This is a genomic window from Streptomyces sp. NPDC102437, from assembly GCF_044765565.1.
GTDB lineage: Bacteria > Actinomycetota > Actinomycetes > Streptomycetales > Streptomycetaceae > Streptomyces.
Genome location: NZ_JBIWKI010000020.1, coordinates 1 through 14289, shown reverse-complemented (window position 1 = coordinate 14289; position 14289 = coordinate 1). Strand labels below are relative to the sequence as shown.

Here is a 14289-nt window from a genome sequence, read left to right as displayed (position 1 = left end):
GCCCGACGCCCTCCCCGCCCGGACGGGCCCGGGAACGGGGCGAGGAAGACCGCACCCGGCCGTGCGCGGGTGCCGGGGCACCATGCGCCCGCCGTACGCCCCGCCCCGGGCTCGTAGAATCGAGCCCACCATGGCTTACCTCGACCACGCCGCGACCACGCCGATGCTTCCGGAAGCGATCGAGGCGATGACCGCCCAGCTCGCCGTCACCGGCAACGCGTCCTCACTGCACGCCGCCGGGCGCCGGGCCCGCCGTACCGTCGAGGAGTCGAGAGAGACCCTCGCCGATGCACTCGGCGCACGCCCCAGCGAGGTGGTCTTCACCTCCGGCGGCACCGAGGCCGACAACCTCGCCGTGAAGGGTCTGTACTGGGCCCGCCGCGACGCCGACCCCCGCCGCACCCGGGTGCTGGCCAGCCCCGTCGAGCACCACGCGGTGCTGGACGCCGTCGACTGGCTCGCCGGACACGAGGGCGCGAACGTCGAATACCTCCCCGTCGACCGGCACGGACGCGTCCACCCGGACGCGCTGCGCGAGGCGATCCTCCGCGATCCCGACGATGTCGCGCTGACCACCGTGATGTGGGCCAACAACGAGATCGGCACCATCATGCCGGTACGTGAACTGGCCTCCGTGGCCCGCGAGTTCGACGTGCCGATGCACGCGGACGCGGTGCAGGCGTTCGGGCAGTTGGAAGTCGACTTCGCCCGGTCCGGACTGGCCGCGATGACGGTGAGCGGGCACAAGATCGGCGGCCCGTTCGGCATCGGCGCGCTGTTGCTCGGCCGCGAATACACCCCCGTACCCGTGCTCCACGGCGGCGGCCAGGAGCGGCACGTCCGCTCGGGCACCCTCGATGTGCCGGCCGTCGCCTCCTTCGCCCTCGCGGGGCGGCTGGCCGCCGACGGGCGGGAGGAGTTCGCCCGCGAGATCGGCGGGCTCCGCGACGAACTGGTCGCGGCCGTGCTGGCGGCCGTGCCCGACGCCGTCCTCGGAGGTGACCCGGCCCCGGGTGGCCGGCTCCCCGCCAACGCCCACTTCACCTTCCCCGGCTGCGAGGGCGACTCCCTGCTCCTGCTGCTGGACGCCCAGGGCATCGAATGCTCCACCGGCTCCGCGTGCACCGCCGGGATCGCCCAGCCCAGCCACGTACTGCTGGCCACCGGCACCGATCCGGACCTGGCCCGCGGCACCCTGCGCTTCTCGCTCGGCCACACGTCCACCAAGCAGGACATCGACGAGGTGGCCCGCGCGATCGGCCCGGCGGTGGAGCGGGCACGCACCGCGGGCCTCAGCTGAGCCCTGCAGGACCTGGCCTGTCCGGCGGCGACCGGACGGGCCCCGCGATTATTTTTTGCCCGCCGCCCTGACCAGCTTCAGATACCGGTCCCAGTCCCAGTGCTTGCCCGGATCGGTGTGGTCCGTGCCCGGCACCTCCACGTGCCCGATGATGTGCTCCCGGTCCACCGGTATCCCGTACCGCCCGCAGATCGCCGCCGTGAGCCGCGCCGAGGCCCCGTACATCGCCGCCGTGAAGTCCTGCGGCCGTTCCACGAAGCCTTCGTGCTCTATGCCGACGCTGCGCTCGTTGTACGACCTGTTCCCCGCGTGGAACGCCACATCCAGCTCACGGATCATCTGCGTCACATGGCCGTCCTTGCGCACCACGTAGTGCGCCGCCGCCCCGTGTCCGGGGTCCTGGAAGACCTTCACCGCGCTCTGGTAGCTGCCCTGGGTGACATGGATGACGACCCGGTCGATCGTGTAGTCGTCGGGGCGGTCGGCCCGCCGCCAGTTCGCCGAGGAGGCCGCTGTCCACTGGGCCCGCGCGAAATCCACCTCGCCGGGCTTCCGGGGCTTCTCCACGCCCGGCAGCCGCCACCAGGCGTGCTGCAACTGCTCCCGCGCCAGCGCGGCAGTGCCCACGGCCGTGACCGCGGCGCCGATCAGCAGCCCGCGCCGGCTGATGCCGCGCCCGGACTTGGCGCCTGCGGAGCTCTCGCCGCCCGGTGTCCCCTTGGTCCCCATGTGATCCACAACGCTTATCCGCGAGCGTTCGGTTCCCGGCGCCCCGTACCCTGGTGGAGCTATGACTGAGACTTCCCAGCGCCCCCTCCGAGTCCTCGCCGCCATGTCGGGCGGTGTCGACTCCGCCGTCGCCGCGGCCCGCGCCGCCGAGGCGGGCCACGACGTGACCGGTGTGCACCTCGCCCTCTCCGCGAACCCGCAGTCCTTCCGCACCGGGGCGCGCGGCTGTTGCACCATCGAGGACTCCCGCGACGCCCGCCGCGCCGCGGACGTGATCGGCATCCCGTTCTACGTCTGGGACCTGGCGGAACGCTTCCGCGAGGACGTCGTGGACGACTTCATCGCCGAGTACGAGGCGGGGCGCACGCCCAACCCCTGCTTGCGCTGCAACGAGAAGATCAAGTTCGCCGCGCTCCTGGACAAGGCCCTCGCGCTCGGCTTCGACGCGGTCTGCACCGGCCATTACGCCACCGTCGTCCTCAAGGAGGACGGCAGCCGCGAACTGCACCGCGCCTCCGACATGGCCAAGGACCAGTCGTACGTCCTCGGCGTCCTGGACGAGAAGCAGCTCGCCCACGCGATGTTCCCGCTCGGCGACACCCTCACCACCAAGGACGAGATCCGCGCCGAGGCCGAGCGCCGGGGCCTGGCCGTCGCCAAGAAGCCCGACAGCCACGACATCTGCTTCATCGCGGACGGCGACACCCAGGGCTTCCTGGCGAGCCGGCTCGGCACCGCCGAGGGCGACATCGTCGACGAGTCGGGCGCGAAGGTCGGCACCCACGAGGGCGCCTTCGGCTTCACCATCGGCCAGCGCAAGGGCCTGCGCATCGGCCACCCCGCCCCCGACGGCAAGCCGCGCTACGTCCTGGACATCTCCCCGGTCAACAACACGGTGACGGTCGGCCCGGCGGAGTCCCTCGACGTCACCGCCCTCACCGCCATCAAGCCCCGCTGGTGCGGTACGCCCCCGGCCGGCCCCGGTACGTACACCGCCCAGCTACGCGCCCACGGCGGCGAGACCGAGGTGACGGCGGAGCTGGTCGACGGGACGCTGAACGTCACCTTCACCGAGCCGGTACGGGGCGTGGCCCCCGGCCAGGCGGTCGTCCTCTACGACGGCACCCGTGTCGTCGGCTCGGCGACGATCGCGACTACGGTGCGGCGGGAGAGGGCGACGACGTCCGGCTGAAGGACCGAGGCGCGATCAGCCAGGGAGCTGCCGCGGGCCGAGGGACGGGGCCGGCACGGCAGGGAGCGGCGTCATGGGCCGCACCTGCGGATCGTCCGCAGGTGAGACCAGCCTCTGCGCGGTGGACCTCACTCTCGGCCGCAGCCGGACCCGGTTCACGTACGGGTTCGAGCTTTCGGACGAGCGCGTCGAGGCGGAATGGTGCTCGACAAGGGCGCCGTACTCCTTGTGGACGAACTGGACTCCAGCCTGCACCCGACCCTGGCGGCGGAGGTCGTACGGATCTTCCAGGACCCGAAGGCCAAACCGCGCAACGCACAGCTGATCTTCGCGACGCACGATGCGACCCTGCTGGGCAGCGAGGTGCTGGACCGCCCGCTCGGCCGTGACCAGGTGTGGATCACGACCAAGAGCAGGTCGGGCACGACCGAGCTCTACCCCGTGACCGCCGCCCGTCCGAAGGATAGCGAGAACCTGGAGCGCGGCTATCTGCGTGGTCGTTACGGCGGAGTGCCCCGAGTCAGCGGGGGAGAGATTGCCCACGAACTGTCCTGGCAGAAGGAGAAGGCAACAGCGTGAAGCTTCGTGTTCTGCAGGCTGCTGTGGCTGAGGACCTGTTGACCGTCTGACGGTTGCATCGCGACGTGTCAGCAGCCTCGGCTCTTCACTCCGAGCAGAAGAGCCCGGAGTGCTGCCTGACTTGTCACCAGGGCGATGCTTGGCCGCTCGCTCTCCCGGATTGCGATGCCTTCGTCCTCTGTCGTGGCAATCTCGACGCAGTTGTTCCCACCCGCGTCAGAAAATGACGACTTCACCCAGCGAAGGCCGGACATCTGAGGCACCTCTTACAGCTCCTTGGCAACCGAACGGATGAAATCTCTGGACTTGGTGGGAGTCAACGCCACCTTCTCGACCAAGTCCAGCCTGGTGCGGAAGTTGGTCAGTTGCGTGGGGGAGTCGATGAACACTGCCCCAGTCGGCGAGTCCATCTGCACCGTGTCCAGGTGTTGGTTGGGCGCCACCGCGTACAGGACGGAAGAGTCCCCAAGGAGCGGGTAACCGCCCGCCGCGAAGGGGATGACCTGGAGCGTCACGTTGGCGCGTTCGCTGGCATCCAGCAGGTGCAGCAGCTGGGCGCGCGCGGCGCTGCGGCCTCCGAGTTGCATCCTGATCGCTGCTTCGTGAATCACGCCGGAGTAGGGAATCGCGTGAACTCCAGCGACCTGGGACTGGCGGGCCATGCGGTGCGCCACCCGTAGTTCAACTTCGAGGCGGGGTAGAGCCGGGACGAAAAGTTCGAAGATGGCGCGTGCGTGGTCTTCTGTGTGGAACAGGCCGGGTAGATGCGCTGTTTGGACCGTGCGCAGGCGAACGGCGTAGCTCTCCAGCGCTGACACATCCAGAAAGCCCGGCGGGATCTTGCCGCGGTACTCCTCCCACCAGCCCGTCTTGCGGCCGCCTGTCATGTCTGCCAGTGCATCGATCAGATCTGGTTCGTCGCATTCGTAGATGCTGCCCAGGCGCCGCAGGCGCTCCTCGCTGATCCCGAACCGCCCTGCCTCCACATTGGAGATGACCGTCCGGTCGGTTCCCAGCAGGCCCGCGGCCTCCGGGGCCGTCATGCCGGAGGCCTCTCGGAGTCGTCGCAACTCGATGCCGAATCGGCGCTGGAGGATGGTGGGGGCATGTCGCGGTGCCATGTGTCGTTCTCGTCCTCTCTTGGGATCGCGCACAGTGTTTCCGGCGGAATCACCTCGGTCCATCGAAATCGGGAAGTTAACCCTTCGGAGTGACTTGGTAGCACCGTTATGTGGATGGCCTCTACTCTTCGATGTGTGCCAATCGCTCACCGTTACCGACGGAAGCGCACTGATCCGCCCTGCCCACCCGGGGAGCAGGCCCGGATCGGCATTGCCACCGCCACTTACGGCACAGCATCCGCAACCACCCTTGGCACGTGCCCACTTAACCCGCCCGCACGCACCCCAGGAGGTGCCCGTGAGGACCGACCACCCCATCCCGCACGTTCCCGACAGCTCGCACGACCTCCACCCCGCCCCCATCCCGTTCGCCGACCCCTGGAGTTATGAACTCGTCTTTCCCCGCGACCCGCGCGGTCCGCGTATCGCCCGAACCACCCTCCGGGTCATCCTCGGTGCGCACGAGCTGGACGAACTCGCCTATCGGGCCGAGTTGTTGACGTCAGAGCTGACCACCAACTCCGTCCGGTACGCCCTGGGGCCGGCCGGGGTGCGACTCCAGTGGCGGCACCCCGTGCTCAGGGTGAGCGTCTGGGATCTCAGTCCGGATCTGCCCAAGCCGTACACGTCGGGCGTCGGGCCGAACGCCGAGGCCGGGCGGGGGATGGCCATTCTCGAACTTGTCGCCGACCGGTGGGGCGGGTGCGCCATAGGGGAAGGTGAGCTGGGCAGGGGCGGCAAGACCGTCTGGTTCGAGCTGGCGCTCGCTACCTGACCGCCACCCGTTCTGCCCCGGGCCTCCGGCTCGGTCCCGCCCTGGTCGACTCCACGCCCGCCGGTAGAGTCCCGCTTTCACCCATGCGGGCGCGGGTGGGACGCACGGGGCCTGGCCGTCGCCAAGAAGCCCGACAGCCACGACAGCTGCTTCATCGCGGACGGCGACACCCAGGGCTTCCTGGCGAGTCGGCTCGGCACCGCCGAGGGCGACATCGTCGACGAGTCGGGCACGAAGGTCGGCACCCACGAGGGCGCTTTCGGCTCCTACAGCGCCAAGTTCGCCTCAGCTTCTTCGGCTGTCCGTCACCAGTTTCGATGGTCCTCCACGAGGTTGGCGATGAGCGCGAGCAGTGCGTCGGCCCGGGAGCGGTCCTCGTGCTGAGTGCGCAGGGCCTGGTCGGCGGACCTGAGCCTGGCCAGGGCGGCCGGTTCGCCGTCCATCACGTCGCCGACCACCGGCTCAGTGATCAGGTCCAGGCACTCGGTGAGCAGCCGTCGGGTAGCGGGGAACGGCGGGTTGGGGTCAGGGGCTGCGAACGCCTGAGTCAGGTAACGCGCCGGATCCGTGAGACTCCAGCCGACGACGGTGCCGTGCTGGACGAGGAGGGCCACATCGGGGGCGATGCCGATGCGGGCCTCTAGCGGCTCGCCGAGGACATCGCGGTCGCGCAGACTGGTCAGCACGGTGTCCCCGGGAGTGCGGCACAGCACCTTGCACATCTCCAGCCGGAAGTCCCGGACCTCGTCCGCACGGAGCCCACCCGGGCGTACTGCGGGCAGGGGGATGACGCGGGCGGTGTCCTCGATGGAAGCGGACTCCGCCGGCATTTGGAACTCGGCACCGGCTAGTTTCCGACTGTCCGGGTCGAACCGGAGGACGTCGGGCGTATCCCACAACCGTTCCTGGCTGCCGAAAGTGGCCAGGAGGAACCGCTCACGTTCCTTCACGTCCGCGTAGTGCGCGATGTCCACGGAGTTGCCCGAGAAGCGGGGCATGATGGGCAGCGGATCGACTGTCACCGTCGCGTGCCAGTCGTTGCCGAAGGCCAATCTCATGGTCGCTTTTCCCCCAATCATTCCGCGCGGTCATGACTCCGCCGTTTCCTGGAATCCTTCCCTCCACGATGCCCCTGTCGGTGACCGGCGCACCCGGGTCCGTGACCTTGCCGCCCAGCGCGTTTGCACCGGACAAGCCTTTGGTGCCCGACGGGCCGTACGCCGTGACGGCCTGGCCGGCTTGGGAACCTCACCCATGGGTCACGACGATGTCCTCGCCCTGCCGGAAGATGAGCTTTCCCGCGGTGCCCTCCGACTGGTACGCCGCATCCGGGTTCTTCAGGATCTCCAGGACCCTTTCGTTGCTGAAGCCGTGCCTCTCGTCTCTGTGGTACTTGCGGTGCTCGCGGCGCTTGCGGAGCGTGCCGCCCTTTGCCCTCTCTTCGACGCCGCCCGCGATCTATTCGCCGAAGCGCACTGCACGCGGCCCGGGAGTGCCGGTGCCCCGGGTGAGACGGTCAATTCAGCGAAACTCACGCCCGCCCCTCTGATTTGAGTGCTTTGATTTTATCTGCCTGGCTCCCGGAGGGAGCTTGTCGCGCCGCCGACCGACGGCCCTGCGGAGACGTACCACGGGGCGTTGTGAGTCCCTTGCGCAGGGCGATCCCCCTACCACCGGGAGGCGGGCTTTCGGTCTACCAAGGGCGACCACGAGGCTTGCGCAGCCAGAATCCATGCGGCTCTTCACCCGAGGACGGCTTCAGCCACGGGCGGAGCTCCCCCACCTCGTCCGGCACCGACTCGTGCACGAAGCGCGCATCCAATGCTGCCAGCAGAGCGGACAGCTCCGCTTGGGCCTCGTCGGTCAATGTGCCCATGGCAGTCTGCAACTGATCACGCGCATTCAGATCATTGATGTAAGCGCTGATCGGGTACTGCCCCGGTAGTTTCCAGTCGGACTCCATCCTGCGCACAAGATGTTCCCAGGACGAGAAAAGGTTCTTCACGGAATACACTGGATCTGTAATTTTCCCGCGAATGCTAGGTGCAACCCGAGATCGCTCGATTTCCAATCGGCAGGCGTCGTACCGAGAGACACTATTGATCGCCGACGGAGTCAGTCTGGACCATGCCTTGTCTGTATTCGGCGTCTCCGTCAGCCATTCATTCATCGCGTTACTCCTGGAGTTGGCGCATGCAGTAGCTGCGGCCGTAACTTGACTGCATGAAGGTGCCGCTGGATCCCTCGCGGATTCCTGTCACCAGCCAGCGATCGGGACAAGACCACTTGATGAGTGATGGGTTTCGTTGTCGGCCGCGTATCGATCGGCAACGACGAATGTGCTGGCGCACTCGGCTTGCCCGAATAGATAGGCGAAGTCCTCGACTGGCCTGTTTGTTTCCGCGCCAACGCGCCAACGCGCCAACGTCTCGGGCAACCTCCCACTGGTGGACGGGAATTATCGGCACTTTTCGGCCGCTGGCTGGCGACCTGCGAGATCCGTGACGAACGCGACTGACCAGTACACCCGACGCCCCATCAGTGGCGTCACACGTTCGCCTGCCGACTCATCAGCGGAGACGTCCTGCAAGAGGTCGTCCGGGTCCTCCTGTGCTAAAAGCGTGTTTGAGCACTGCCGCCGTCACCCCCCACATCCCTGCTCTCGGAACAACAGAGCAGCTAAAGATCTGCACACCTTCAGGCGTGACGTTGGTCCTGAAATTTTCCAAGGCGTATCGCGAGGCCGGACTCGAACTCCTTGCCGCATGAGAGGACAACGGAGAATTTACTGAGCTTCACCCCTTCAGGCCGCTTGGTGTAGGACCACCGCTGACCGGCACGCCAAAGGGATCCGAAAAACTCCTCGCGAGCTACGTCATCATCAGGAAGGATGCTCTCGGCGGATTCGATGATCAGGATGTGATAACCCGCAGAAAGCCATTGAAGGTCACGGAGACAATCGTAGAATGCGTGCCAGTTCCATCCAAAATATTCAGGAAACTTCAGGGTTTCCCAAAACCGCTGAAACACTGACACCTCATCGGGCATATCGCGACCATTCAGACGCGCCACGTAAACACTGCCCGACGCGGGCAGGAGTTCATCGAGATGCAGGCCACCGTCTTCCGTGACGATATGCATCCACGGGGCGACGTGGATTGCCCGCGCTTCTTCTTTCATTACTCCATCCATCTGGGACTCCTTCCCATAATATACGTCTGATAGTGAGTTGGGGTGTAGGAGGCGGACCCATCACTTCCGAACACCCAGCGCTCGCCGCCTGGCTTGGGATTGTCTGGCGACGGGTAGGTCCCATATTCTTGATAAGTGATCGGTTTGCCCGAGGGTTCGTGGGTGGAGAGTTGATAGCCGCCGCTTTTACCGCTGTTTTCAAATGTTTCAGTCCACCACTTCGGCCGATAAAAACCTGGCCCACCCCGCCCCCGACGGCAAGCCGCGCTACGTCCTGGACATCTCCCCGGTCAACAACACGGTGACGGTCGGCCCGGCGGAGTCCCTCGACGTCACCGCCCTCACCGCCATCAAGCCCCGCTGGTGCGGCACCGTCCGCCCCCGGCACCTACACCGCCCAGCTCCGCGCCCACGGCGGCGAGACCTAGGTCACGGCCGAACTCGTCGACGGCACGCTCCACGTCACTTTCACCGATCCGGTCCGCGGCGTTGCCCCCGGCCAGGCGGTCGTCCTCTACGACGGCACCCGCGTGGTCGGCTCGGCGACTGTCGCTACTACGGTGCGGCGGGAGACGGCGACAACGGCAACGTCCGGCTGACCGGGCCCGGCCGACCGCCGGGGCCACGCCGATCCCTTGCGGGACGGGGCAACACAGCCCCTGCGTCCTGGCGATGCAAACCCCGCAAGCGGGATCAGAATCCTCGGCAGAGTAATCACGTAATCGCCACCGCTTGTCGCGTCTACGTGCCCTCCGCGGGGAACGGGATGTCTTCCAAGAAATCAATCATTCTATCGAAATCGTGTAGAGCTGCGATGCAAAATTCTTGGTCTTCATCTTTGATTTCGCACATGATCTCCTGGAATTTAGAATTGCCGCGCTCTTTCAATTCTTGGACGATGCGGGAGGGGGTGATGAACCAATTCCTTGCAGATGGATCGAAGGTCCATTCGAGCTGCATCGGGGCATGACTCACTGCGCTCTCGAAGATTTCCGTCGTCCTCTCTTCTGGCGAGGTGTATCGCCATGCAAGGTAAGGGACTTGCTGGTAGCCGCGAAGGGGATCTGGTCCTGATGTGAGCTTGAACCAGGCCAGCTCACCGAATCTAGCCAGAAGTGCCATGCATCGCGTCGCTCGTGAAGTCATTTTATGCTCCTCCGGAATTTCACCACAGCGGTCCAGAATATCCACCGTTCGAGACGACAAGCTTTTTCCCTGGATTCTCGAGTCTTATTGCGCGTTCGTAATCCCCGTACGGGATCGGATCAACTCCCATCTCTGGATCGTAGACGTATCGCCCATCTGTGTATACGTCATGGTATCTGAATTCGGTAGACATCTGTCCGCCATTCTGTGGGATCCTGATCTCGGGATCGCCATATGCTGTGAAGTTTATTATCTTTCCTTTGCCGTCCGTTCTTTTTAGGATGTGCTCCGCAATCTCTGAGCAGTCCACGTTTCCGCCGACAGGAGCCGACCTCATTGCATCTACAGCTTGTGGATCGGGAGGAAAGTCAGGGTTTGGCTTCCGGAATTCAAATTTTCCGCGCTCGGGCTCGTCGCAACCCGGCGCGAGTCCCAGCGAGTCGGACCATGCGTGCGGATTTCTGACGTAGGACGCAGGGTTGGGGGCTGGAGCGAGACCCAAGGGGTCCTGCGAGAGGTACCGTGCGGTTTCCGGGTCGTAGTACCGGTGGAAATTGTAATGGAGGTCGGTTTCGGGATCGAAGTACTGGCCTGGGAAGCGGAGCGGCGTGTGTGTTGTCGCGCTCGTATTCCACGTGGTGGTGCCCCACAGGGTGGTACGCGTGCGCCAGGCGATGTCGCCTTGTTCGTCGACGAGTTCGGTCGGGCTGCCGATGAGATCGGTGACGATGCTGAAGAAGCGGTCGTTGATTTCGGTCTGAGGGGCGTCCGGGAGGGCGATGCGTTCGGTCTGGGTGAGGGGGCGCAGTCCGGCGTGGTCCCAGGTCAGGGTGATTGGGTTCGGAAGCTGAGGCGAGCGGGTTGTCTGCTCGCACAGCGTCGTGCCGTCCCAGACGAAGGTGGTCTGTTCCACCACGGTTTCGTTGTCGGCATCCAGCCGTTGTTTGGAGACTCGACGACCGAGTGGGTCGTACGTGTAGCGCCAGCGCGTGCCGTCCGGCGCGGTGACCGCCGTCAGCCGGTCTTCCGCGTCCCATTCGTAACGCCAGGTGTCCGGCTTCCTCGAGAGGCGGGTTTTCTGGCGGAGGGTGATCCGGCCGAGTGCGTCGTGTTCGTATCGGACGTTTCCCGCTCGGGTGATGGTGGTTCCGGCGTAGGTGCGGGGACCCGTCGCTTCCTGGCTGGGGTGGGAGGCGGGCCAGGCGGCGTCTGTCTGGTTGCCGACCTCGTCGTACGCGTACCGCTCCGTCCAGCCGGTGGCGTGCACCGCCGTGACCCGGCCCGCTATGTCCAGGTCGAAGCGGCGGGGGCCGGAGAGGTGGTCGTCGATGCCGATGAGGTTGCCGTCGGCACGATAGGTGTAGTCGCGGCGTTGGATGGTGCGGTCGGCGGTGGTGGCGCGCTGGGTGGTGAGGCGGCCCTGGGTGTCGTACCGGGACGCGAGAGTCACGGTCTGCCCGATGTGGCGGATAAGCTCCTGGCCTGCCGCGTCGTACTCGAAGGTGAGGGTCCGTCCGGATGTGGTGAGCGTGTCGCGTCGGCCTGCCGCGTCGTAGGTCCAGGAACTCACCGCGCCGGTGGGGGTGGTTCGGGAGTTCCGGCGGCCCAGCTCGTCGTGGCCGAAGGCCAGCGTGCGGCCGTTCACGGTCTCGGCCTTGAGGCGTCCGAGGCGGTCGTGAAGATACGTGATCGCGACATCTGGGCCGATTGCCTCGGCGAGTTGGCCGGAGAGGTTGTATGCGAATGTGGTGACCGAACCGTTGGCGTCCTTGGTGGTGATGCGGTCGAGTTCGTCGCGCTCGTAGCGGATCGTCTGGCCGAGTGCGTCGGTGCGCGCGGTGAGCCGGCCAGCAGAGTCGTGATCGTAGGTGAGCGTGCGGTCGTCGAAGTCGGTTTCGGATACGAGGCGACCTGCCTCGTCGTACGCGTAGTTCCAGCTCAGGCCCTGCGGGTTGAGCACCTGGGTCAGGCGTAGTTCCTTGTCGTAATCGAATTCGTAGCGCACGCCGTCGGGGCCGGTACGGGCTGACATGAGGTCGAAGTGGGTGTACTCGAAATGGGACCGGGCACCCATGGCGTCGGTGTGCGCGACGCAGTTGCCTTCGCCGTCGTGGAGCCAGGACTGTGTGGTGCCGTCCGCCTCGGTGCGGCGGGCCATCTTGCCCTCGGGCGTCCACTCGATGCGGGCGGTCGCTCCGAGGGTGTCGGTTATGGAGACCGGGCGGCCGAAGCCGTCCCGCTCGAAACGGGTTACGGCCCCCAGCGGGTCGGTGACCTCGACAGGGAGACCAGCCGCATTGCAGCGGATACGCCCGGTGCGGCCCAAGGCGTCGGTCACCGCTGTGAGGTGGCCCGCTTGGTCGTAGGCGTAGTGGGTTGTGGCACCGGAAGGATCGGTCATCGCGATGCGATTGCCCCTGGCGTCGTACTCCTGGACCACCGACGTCCGGTCCGGGGCGGTCACCCGTATGGGCAGACCCAGTTCGTTGTACTCCGCCGTGGATTCGCGACCGTCGGGGCGGACCACCGACGTCAGATTGCCCGCGTCGTCGTGGCGCAGCAGAAGGGTGCGGCCGAGCGGGTCGGTGCGGGAGAGCAGGCGGTTGTAACGGTCGCGCTCGAATCGGGTGACGGCGCCCAGCGGATCGATCTCGGCGATGACCTGGTGCGAGTCGTTGATGACGTACTTGTGTACGGCGCCGCCGGCAGAGGTGGCGGTGGTGATGCGCGAACCGGTTTTGGGGTCGGTGCCGTCGTAGTCGAGACGGAGGGTCATGTGTCCGGCCGCGCCGCCTTCGGCCACGCAGCGGTCCTGATCGTCATATGCGTACGAGTAGCTGCTGCCGTTGGTGTCGGTCCAGGATGTGATCCTGGACCTCTCGTCGTACGTGAACCTGAGCGGCCGCCCGCAGGAGTTGGTGACCTCGGTGAGGTGCCCGGCCGTGTATCCGTAGCGGAGGATCTCCTGATCGGTTCCGCCCGGTCCTGCGGCGGCCAGGTGCAGGGCCGTGATCCGGCCTTCGGCGGTGGTGAGTTTCAGGTGGTAGCCGGCGCCGTGGACGATTTCGATGGGCGCCCCCGACTCGTCGTACCCGAAGGTGATCCAGTTGCCGTTCCGGTCGTCGATCTCTGTCAGCAGAGCAACGTCTGCGCCGTGCGGGCTGAAGTGCCGTATTCGGCCGGTCTCGGGTTCGGTGACCGTGTAGTCGCCGTGGACGTCCAGGTCGAGCGGCCAGCGAGGGCCATGACTGGGCATGACCGGGACACCGGGGGCGGGGTGCGGATAGGACAGCAGCAGGCCGTCCTCGCAGACGAACACGACACCCTCGGAGTCGATCTCCAGACGTTGGTCGGCGGTGGACGACCAGGAGGGGCCGAACCAGATCCCGGTCCGGTAGTCCGATGCCACCCGGCGGCGGAAGACCAACGGCAGCACGCCCGGCAGGGCAATGTCCGTCTGCGGCAGATACATCGTGCCGGTGGCGAGGTCGATCGGGTCCGACGGGTCCTTCTCTGTAGTCTTGTCGGGCTTCGAGACCTTCGCCAGGTCGTGAGCCTCCGTGCGGGCGGTGGACTTGGCGCCGTCCTTGAGACCGTCCTTCACCCCGATCCGAAGCAGGGACTTGCCGCCGCCCGCCCCCTTCGTGCCGATGAGTTCCGGCACCAGTCGGCCGACAAACTCGCTGGGGTCGCCCTTGGCCGCGTCCCAGGCGCTCTTGAGGGCCCGGTCGGGGTTGGCGACGGTGGAGACGAGGCCGGCGAGTGTGGTGTGGACGCCCTTGTAGTAGTCGGCCGGGTGGGTCAGGTTGTACGGGTCCGTCGGGTTGACCGAGCGGAGGAAGTTGACCAGCCCGGCACCGCCCTTGACGATCCCGCCGCTGAAGTGGGCGAGCTCGATGCCCTGGCCCAGGGCGTGGTCGTAGACCTCCCGCTTGAGGCGGTCCAGGCCGGTGGGTTCCTTCGGCGCGTGTGCCATCGCAGCGGCGACCGCGCCCTTGGCCGTCTCGGCCTCCTCGTCGCGCATCTGCCGCGCCTGTTGCAGCAGCTCCTGCGCAAGCTGCCGCTTGGCCAGCCCCGGATCGGAGAACTTTCCCGGATGCGGCAGCGGATGGTCGGTGTTGCGGACCGCGTTGTACGCCTCCGCCTTCTGCTGGAACTCAGCAGCGGCCGTCTCGTAGTCCTGCTTGCCTTCCTTGTACAGGGCGATGGCCTCCCGGGCCTTGCCCTGAGCACTGGTCACCGCCCGTCCATACGT

At 66.5% G+C, this 14289-nt stretch carries 12 protein-coding genes and 2 pseudogenes; 6 read left to right on the top strand and 8 right to left on the bottom strand.

The features are described 5' to 3' along the window. The first annotated feature begins 130 nt into the window (after nucleotides 1-130). Nucleotides 131-1300: a cysteine desulfurase family protein gene (locus tag ACIRJP_RS24650; RefSeq protein ID WP_404177979.1), complete on the top strand. Its 1170-nt coding sequence runs from the start codon at nucleotides 131-133 to the stop codon at nucleotides 1298-1300. A gap of 48 nt (nucleotides 1301-1348) precedes the next feature. Here ACIRJP_RS24650 and ACIRJP_RS24645 read toward each other — a convergent pair whose 3' ends face one another. After that, nucleotides 1349-2029: an N-acetylmuramoyl-L-alanine amidase gene (locus ACIRJP_RS24645; RefSeq protein ID WP_404177976.1), complete on the bottom strand. Its 681-nt coding sequence runs from the start codon at nucleotides 2027-2029 to the stop codon at nucleotides 1349-1351. A gap of 61 nt (nucleotides 2030-2090) precedes the next feature. Between ACIRJP_RS24645 and mnmA the strand changes: the two genes are divergently transcribed. Next, nucleotides 2091-3221: a tRNA 2-thiouridine(34) synthase MnmA gene (mnmA, locus tag ACIRJP_RS24640; RefSeq protein WP_404177973.1), complete on the top strand. Its 1131-nt coding sequence runs from the start codon at nucleotides 2091-2093 to the stop codon at nucleotides 3219-3221. 198 nt (nucleotides 3222-3419) lie between these two features. Next, a complete protein-coding gene (locus ACIRJP_RS24635) occupies nucleotides 3420-3800 on the top strand; it encodes an ATP/GTP-binding protein (protein ID WP_404177970.1) in 381 nt (126 codons plus the stop codon). Between the two features lie 68 nt (nucleotides 3801-3868). On the opposite strand, the gene ACIRJP_RS24630 is transcribed toward ACIRJP_RS24635, so the two are convergent. Next, on the bottom strand, nucleotides 3869-4054 hold the full coding sequence (locus tag ACIRJP_RS24630) for a DUF397 domain-containing protein (RefSeq protein ID WP_383715526.1): 186 nt from the start codon (nucleotides 4052-4054) through the stop codon (nucleotides 3869-3871). A gap of 12 nt (nucleotides 4055-4066) precedes the next feature. Next, nucleotides 4067-4921: a helix-turn-helix domain-containing protein gene (locus tag ACIRJP_RS24625; RefSeq protein ID WP_404177967.1), complete on the bottom strand. Its 855-nt coding sequence runs from the start codon at nucleotides 4919-4921 to the stop codon at nucleotides 4067-4069. A 298-nt stretch (nucleotides 4922-5219) separates the two neighbouring features. Between ACIRJP_RS24625 and ACIRJP_RS24620 the strand changes: the two genes are divergently transcribed. Both ACIRJP_RS24620 and ACIRJP_RS24615 read left to right on the top strand, forming a co-directional pair. Next, nucleotides 5220-5696 (top strand): ATP-binding protein, encoded by a 477-nt coding sequence (locus ACIRJP_RS24620; protein ID WP_404177964.1) that lies wholly within the window; start codon nucleotides 5220-5222, stop codon nucleotides 5694-5696. A gap of 99 nt (nucleotides 5697-5795) precedes the next feature. After that, nucleotides 5796-5960, top strand: a pseudogene (locus ACIRJP_RS24615) (tRNA 2-thiouridine(34) synthase MnmA); the annotation flags it as partial. Between the two features lie 41 nt (nucleotides 5961-6001). Here the strand turns inward: ACIRJP_RS24615 and ACIRJP_RS24610 are convergent. The 3 genes from ACIRJP_RS24610 to ACIRJP_RS24600 form a co-directional block, all read right to left on the bottom strand. Further along, nucleotides 6002-6754, bottom strand: a complete 753-nt coding sequence (locus ACIRJP_RS24610; RefSeq protein ID WP_404177961.1) for a hypothetical protein — start codon at nucleotides 6752-6754, stop codon at nucleotides 6002-6004. 635 nt (nucleotides 6755-7389) lie between these two features. After that, nucleotides 7390-7701 (bottom strand): hypothetical protein, encoded by a 312-nt coding sequence (locus tag ACIRJP_RS24605; RefSeq protein WP_404177958.1) that lies wholly within the window; start codon nucleotides 7699-7701, stop codon nucleotides 7390-7392. Between the two features lie 692 nt (nucleotides 7702-8393). Further along, the gene (locus ACIRJP_RS24600) at nucleotides 8394-8888 is read right to left on the bottom strand and encodes a barstar family protein (RefSeq protein WP_404177955.1); all 495 of its coding nucleotides are present in this window, start codon (nucleotides 8886-8888) and stop codon (nucleotides 8394-8396) included. A 235-nt stretch (nucleotides 8889-9123) separates the two neighbouring features. On the opposite strand from ACIRJP_RS24600, the pseudogene ACIRJP_RS24595 reads away from it, so the two are divergent. Beyond that, a pseudogene (locus ACIRJP_RS24595) lies at nucleotides 9124-9487 on the top strand (aminomethyltransferase beta-barrel domain-containing protein); the annotation flags it as partial. A 142-nt stretch (nucleotides 9488-9629) separates the two neighbouring features. Here ACIRJP_RS24595 and ACIRJP_RS24590 read toward each other — a convergent pair. Both ACIRJP_RS24590 and ACIRJP_RS24585 read right to left on the bottom strand, forming a co-directional pair. Next, nucleotides 9630-10079, bottom strand: coding sequence for a hypothetical protein (locus ACIRJP_RS24590; protein WP_404177952.1), 450 nt, complete (start codon nucleotides 10077-10079; stop codon nucleotides 9630-9632). Continuing rightward, complete coding sequence (locus tag ACIRJP_RS24585; protein ID WP_404177949.1) at nucleotides 10054-14274, bottom strand: putative T7SS-secreted protein; 4221 nt, start codon at nucleotides 14272-14274, stop codon at nucleotides 10054-10056. Before ACIRJP_RS24585 ends, ACIRJP_RS24590 begins: the two co-directional genes overlap by 26 nt. Nucleotides 14275-14289 lie beyond the last annotated feature (15 nt).

Excerpts from the sequence above, each read along its gene's own strand:
- ACIRJP_RS24650 (WP_404177979.1), top strand. The coding sequence starts at position 131 with ATGGCTTACCTCGACCACGCCGCGACCACGCCGATGCTTCCGGAAGCG.
- ACIRJP_RS24645 (WP_404177976.1), bottom strand. The coding sequence starts at position 2,029 with ATGGGGACCAAGGGGACACCGGGCGGCGAGAGCTCCGCAGGCGCCAAG.
- mnmA (WP_404177973.1), top strand. The coding sequence starts at position 2,091 with ATGACTGAGACTTCCCAGCGCCCCCTCCGAGTCCTCGCCGCCATGTCG.
- ACIRJP_RS24635 (WP_404177970.1), top strand. The coding sequence starts at position 3,420 with ATGGTGCTCGACAAGGGCGCCGTACTCCTTGTGGACGAACTGGACTCC.
- ACIRJP_RS24630 (WP_383715526.1), bottom strand. The coding sequence starts at position 4,054 with ATGTCCGGCCTTCGCTGGGTGAAGTCGTCATTTTCTGACGCGGGTGGG.
- ACIRJP_RS24625 (WP_404177967.1), bottom strand. The coding sequence starts at position 4,921 with ATGGCACCGCGACATGCCCCCACCATCCTCCAGCGCCGATTCGGCATC.
- ACIRJP_RS24610 (WP_404177961.1), bottom strand. The coding sequence starts at position 6,754 with ATGAGATTGGCCTTCGGCAACGACTGGCACGCGACGGTGACAGTCGAT.
- ACIRJP_RS24600 (WP_404177955.1), bottom strand. The coding sequence starts at position 8,888 with ATGGATGGAGTAATGAAAGAAGAAGCGCGGGCAATCCACGTCGCCCCG.